The following is a 4,711-nucleotide window of genomic DNA, read 5'->3' as shown; positions in this document are numbered from 1 at the left end:
ACCAAGAACCATTTTTTTGTATTAGATCTAATTCAACAGATAAATCTAATATTTCTCCTGTTTTTGAAATTCCTTCTCCGTATATTATTTCTAAACTAGCTATTTTAAAAGGTGATGAAACTTTTGATTTTACTATTTTAACATTAGATTTAAAACCTATAATTTTATTTTCTTCTTTTAAAAATTCTGTTTTTCTAATATCTAATCTTAGAGAAGAAAAATATTTTAGTGCTTTTCCTCCTGGAGTTATTTCTGGGTTTCCATAAACTAAGCCAACTTTTTCTCTTAATTGGTTTATATATATAACAATTGTATTAGTTTTAGAAATTATAGTAGATTGTTTTCTCATTGCTTGTCCCATCATTCTAGCATGTAAACCCATAAAAGAATCTCCAATTTCTCCTTTTAGTTCAGCTTCAGGCGTTAAAGCTGCTACTGAATCTACTACTATTAAACTCATAATTCCGCTTTTAATTAATTGTTCTACTATATCTAAAGCTTTTTCTCCTGAATCGGGTTGGGAAATTATAAAGTTAAAAAAATAAATATAGTAGAGAAATTAAAGATTTTTTGCTCAAAACCCAGAAATATTGAAGATTTAAAATAAAATAAAATTATAATAACAAAACATAATAATAATTTAATTTTAAATAAAGGGGTTGTAAAATGAAAAAAATATTAAAAGTCGACAGAAGATGGAGTTAATTGGAATAAATTAGAAGATGGAAGGTTAATAACATTTACGAACAGGCTGAAGTTAGTTTGTCCTGAGATATTAGTCTGCAAAGCGATTTAAACATATGGGATTAATTTATTCCACAAGAAAAAATCTTATTCAAGAAATCTTTTAGTTTTAACTTTTTTAGACACATATCAAGGAGATATAGGAATGCCAGTTATTCTGCGTTCTTGTTTGCCGCACGAACATCAAAAAAAAGCTACTTTAAATTTTATGGGAGCAATGGAAAATGCAGTTCATGCGAAAAGCTATTCAAATATATTTACAACTTTTTTAAATAAAAAAGAAATTGAAAAATTATTTTTATGGGGAGAAAAACAAAAAAATATTCAAAATATATTGAATTATATTGTAGAAATATATGAACAATTAGACAAAAATATTATAATAATGAAAAAAAATCAAGATAATATTTTTGATAATGATTTATTTAATCAAATAAAATGGAAAAGTATGGTAGCATCTGTTTTTTTAGAAACTTGGTTTTTTTCTTGTGGAGATAAATTATTCCATATGTTTAAATCGCTTTGCAGACTAATATCTTCAGGACGCCAAAACTGGCTTAAATTTTGTTCGTAAAAATGTTGTGTATAACTATCTTCTAATTTATTCCAATTAGCTCCATCATATAATGTTTTTTTATTATTTTTCATTTTTACAACCCCTTTTTATTTTTTTAAATTAAATTATTTAAATTATTATGTTTTTTGTTATTATAATTTTTTATTTTATTTTTTAAATCTTCTAATATTTCTGGGTTTTGAATTAAAAAATTAATTTTTCTTTCATTTTGACCTATTTTTACCTTATAATTTTCACCCTGAAATCTGTGAGGCAGGCGCGCAGATGGCAACAGCAGCGCACCAGCAGCAGCTCAACGCCTCGAGCCGAACTCGCGTGAGTCTGAGATTCTTTTGATGGGCCTGTTACGTTGTGGTCGATGACAAGCAATGAGAAACAATCCACTGGAGTAACCTCTAAAACTAATACACCAGCCATATATATAAATTAATTATATGCACTGTGTTATTTTTCCCTCTAGATAGAAAAATGATGCTTTCCATTTTTATTTGATTAAATAAACATTATCAAAAATATTAATCTTACTTTTCACATTATAATATTTCTTTTGTTCATTGTTCATATATTTGTTGTCATATAATTCAATATACTTGAATATCTTTTGTTTTTCTCCCCATAAAATCATTCTTTTCATTCTTTTATTTGTGTTGTAAATAGCATTATCAGCTGAACTGCATTTTTCCATTGCCTCCCATAAATTTAAAGTAAGCTTTTTTGATGTTCGTGTGGCAAATAAGAACGCAGAATAACTGGCATTCCAGCACTCCTGTGTCTAAAAGTTAAACCAAAAGATTCTGAATAAGATTTTTTTCTGTGGAGATCTATTATGTTTAAATGTTTGCAGACACGTCTTCAGGACGTTGCACTGGTTTAATTTGTTCGTAAATGTTGTGGTATAACTATCTTCACCTCATTCCAAATTTGAAATTCCATCATATAACGTTTTAATATTTCATTTTTACAACCCCTTTTATTTTTTAAATTAAATTATTTAAATTATTATGTTTTTTGTTATTATAATTTTTTATTTTATTTTTTAAATCTTCTAATATTTCTGGGTTTTGAATTAAAAAATCTTTAATTTTTTCTCTACCTTGACCTATTTTTTTATCTTTATAATTTCCCAACCCGATTCAGGAGAAAAAGCTTTAGATATAGTAGAACAATTAATTAAAAGCGGAATTATGAGTTTAATAGTAGTAGATTCAGTAGCAGCTTTAACGCCTGAAGCTGAACTAAAAGGAGAAATTGGAGATTCTTTTTATGGGTTTACATGCTAGAATGATGGGACAAGCAATGAGAAAACAATCTACTATAATTTCTAAAACTAATACAATTGTTATATATATAAACCAATTAAGAGAAAAAGTTGGCTTAGTTTATGGAAACCCAGAAATATTAGAAGATTTAAAAAATAAAATAAAAATTATAATAATAACAAAAACATAATAATTTAAATAATTTAATTTAAAAAAATAAAAAGGGGTTGTAAAAAATGAAAATAATAAAAAAACATTATATGATGGAGCTAATTGGAATAAATTAGAAGATAGTTATACACAACATTTACGAACAAAATTTAAGCCAGTTTTGGCGTCCTGAAGATATTAGTCTGCAGTTGGTTTAAACATATGGAATAATTCTTATTCCACAAGAAAAAAATCTTATTCAAGAAATCTTTTAGTTTTAACTTTTAGACACATATCAAGGAGATATAGGAATGCCAGTTATTCTGCGTTCTTGTTTGCTGCACGAACATCGTAAAAAGTTACTGAATCTTTATGGGAGCAATGGAAAATGCAACATGCGAAAAGCTTTATTCAATATATTTACAATTTTTCGAAATAAAAGAAATTGAAAAATTATTTTTATGGGGAGAAAAACAAAAAATATTCAAATATATTGAATTATATCAGGAAATATATAATAATTAGACAAAAATATTAGTAATAATGAAAAAAATCAAGATAATATTTTTTGATAATGATTTATTTAATCAAATAAAATGGAGTGCATGGTAGCATCTGTTTTTCTAATATCTAATCTAGAGAAGAAAAATATTTTAGTGCTTTTCTCCTGGAGTTATTTCGTTTCCATAAACCAAGCCAACTTTTTCTCTTAATTGGTTTATATATATAAATAATTGTATTAGCCTTAGAAATTATAGTAGATTGGTTTTCTCATTGCTTGTCCCATCATTCTAGCATGTAAACTCATAAAAGAATCTCCACTCTCCTTTTTAGTTCAGCTTCAGGCGTTAAAGCTGCTACTGAATCGTACTACTATTAAACTCATAATTCCGCTTTTAATTAATTGTTTCTACTATATCTAAAGCTTTTTCTCCTGAATTGGCTAAAATTATAGATAAAAAATGGGTCAAGGTAGAGAAAAATTAAAGATTTTAACTAAAACCCTAGAAATATTAGAAGACGAAAAATAAAATAAAAATTATAATAACAAAAACATAATAATTTAAATAATTTTAATTTAAAAAAATAAAAAGGGTTGTAAAAATGAAAATAATAAAAACATTATATGATGGAGCTAATTGAATAAATTAGAAGATAGTTAGTACACAAATATTTTACGAACAAAATTTAAGCCAGTTTTAATATGTCCTGAAGTGATATTAGTCTGCAAAGCGATTTAAATATATGAATAATTTAATTCACTATAGGGCCAATCCAAGTTTCTAAAAAACAGATGCTACCATACTCTTCATTTTATTTGATTAAATAAATCATTATCAAAAATATTATTCCTGATTTTTTTTCATTATTATAATATTTTTGTCTAATTGTTCATATATATTTCCCCTACAATATAATTCAATATATTTTAGTCATTTTTTTGTTTTCTCCCCATAAAAATAATTTTTCAATTTCTTTTTATTTAAAAGTTGTAAATATATTTGAATAAGCCGCATGAACCTGCATTTCTTCCATTGTCTTGTATAAATTTAAAGTAGCTTTTTTTTACGTTCGTGCGGCAAACAAGAACGCAGAATAACTGGCATTCCTATATCTCCTTGATATGTGTCTAAAAAAGTTAAAACTAAAAGATTTCTTGAATAAGATTTTTTTTCTTGTGGAGATAAATTATTCCATATGTTTAAATCGCTTTGCAGACTAATATCTTCAGGACGCCAAAACTGGCTTAAATTTTGTTCGTAAAAATGTTGTGTATAACTATCTTCTAATTTATTCCAATTAGCTCCATCATATAATGTTTTTTTATTATTTTTCATTTTTACAACCCCTTTTTATTTTTTTAAATTAAATTATTTAAATTATTATGTTTTTTGTTATTATAATTTTTTATTTTATTTTTTAAATCTTCTAATATTTCTGGGTTTTGAATTAAAAAATCTTTAATTTTTTCTCTACCTAA

4 protein-coding genes and 3 pseudogenes are annotated in these 4,711 nt (G+C 25.3%); 2 read left to right on the top strand and 5 right to left on the bottom strand.

The features are described 5' to 3' along the window. A pseudogene (locus tag FEF22_RS02115) lies at positions 1-535 on the bottom strand (recombinase RecA); the annotation flags it as partial. A gap of 270 nt (positions 536-805) precedes the next feature. Here FEF22_RS02115 and FEF22_RS02110 point away from each other — a divergent pair. Continuing rightward, a pseudogene (locus FEF22_RS02110) lies at positions 806-1,177 on the top strand (ribonucleotide-diphosphate reductase subunit beta); the annotation flags it as partial. Here the strand turns inward: FEF22_RS02110 and FEF22_RS02105 are convergent. The 3 genes from FEF22_RS02105 to FEF22_RS02095 all read right to left on the bottom strand — a co-directional run bounded on the left by FEF22_RS02105 (position 1,174) and on the right by FEF22_RS02095 (position 2,448). Further along, the gene (locus tag FEF22_RS02105) at positions 1,174-1,392 is read right to left on the bottom strand and encodes a ribonucleotide-diphosphate reductase subunit beta (protein WP_210352295.1); all 219 of its coding nucleotides are present in this window, start codon (positions 1,390-1,392) and stop codon (positions 1,174-1,176) included. The pseudogene FEF22_RS02110 and the gene FEF22_RS02105 sit on opposite strands and share 4 nt — an antisense overlap. A gap of 413 nt (positions 1,393-1,805) precedes the next feature. Beyond that, entirely contained in the window at positions 1,806-2,006 is a 201-nt protein-coding gene (locus FEF22_RS02100; RefSeq protein ID WP_210352294.1) for a hypothetical protein, read from the bottom strand. A 292-nt stretch (positions 2,007-2,298) separates the two neighbouring features. Continuing rightward, positions 2,299-2,448 (bottom strand): hypothetical protein, encoded by a 150-nt coding sequence (locus FEF22_RS02095; protein ID WP_210352296.1) that lies wholly within the window; start codon positions 2,446-2,448, stop codon positions 2,299-2,301. Here FEF22_RS02095 and FEF22_RS02300 point away from each other — a divergent pair. Beyond that, positions 2,440-2,716, top strand: a pseudogene (locus tag FEF22_RS02300) (recombinase RecA); the annotation flags it as partial. The gene FEF22_RS02095 and the pseudogene FEF22_RS02300 sit on opposite strands and share 9 nt — an antisense overlap. A 1,564-nt stretch (positions 2,717-4,280) precedes the next feature. Here the strand turns inward: FEF22_RS02300 and FEF22_RS02085 are convergent. Continuing rightward, positions 4,281-4,568 carry a ribonucleotide-diphosphate reductase subunit beta gene (locus FEF22_RS02085; RefSeq protein WP_246833719.1) on the bottom strand — a complete coding sequence of 96 codons (288 nt, stop codon included), beginning with the start codon at positions 4,566-4,568 and terminating at the stop codon, positions 4,281-4,283. Positions 4,569-4,711 lie beyond the last annotated feature (143 nt).

The organism is Texas Phoenix palm phytoplasma, assembly GCF_005774685.2.
Lineage (GTDB): Bacteria > Bacillota_I > Bacilli_A > Acholeplasmatales > Acholeplasmataceae > Phytoplasma.
Note: the sequence above shows the minus strand (reverse complement) of the source record. Positions and strands in the feature narration are given on the sequence as shown.

What these genes read in the sequence shown, in the direction of transcription:
- FEF22_RS02100 (WP_210352294.1), bottom strand. Translation starts at nt 2,006, where the DNA reads ATGGAAAAATGCAGTTCAGCTGATAATGCTATTTACAACACAAATAAA.
- FEF22_RS02105 (WP_210352295.1), bottom strand. Translation starts at nt 1,392, where the DNA reads ATGAAAAATAATAAAAAAACATTATATGATGGAGCTAATTGGAATAAA.
- FEF22_RS02085 (WP_246833719.1), bottom strand. Translation starts at nt 4,568, where the DNA reads ATGAAAAATAATAAAAAAACATTATATGATGGAGCTAATTGGAATAAA.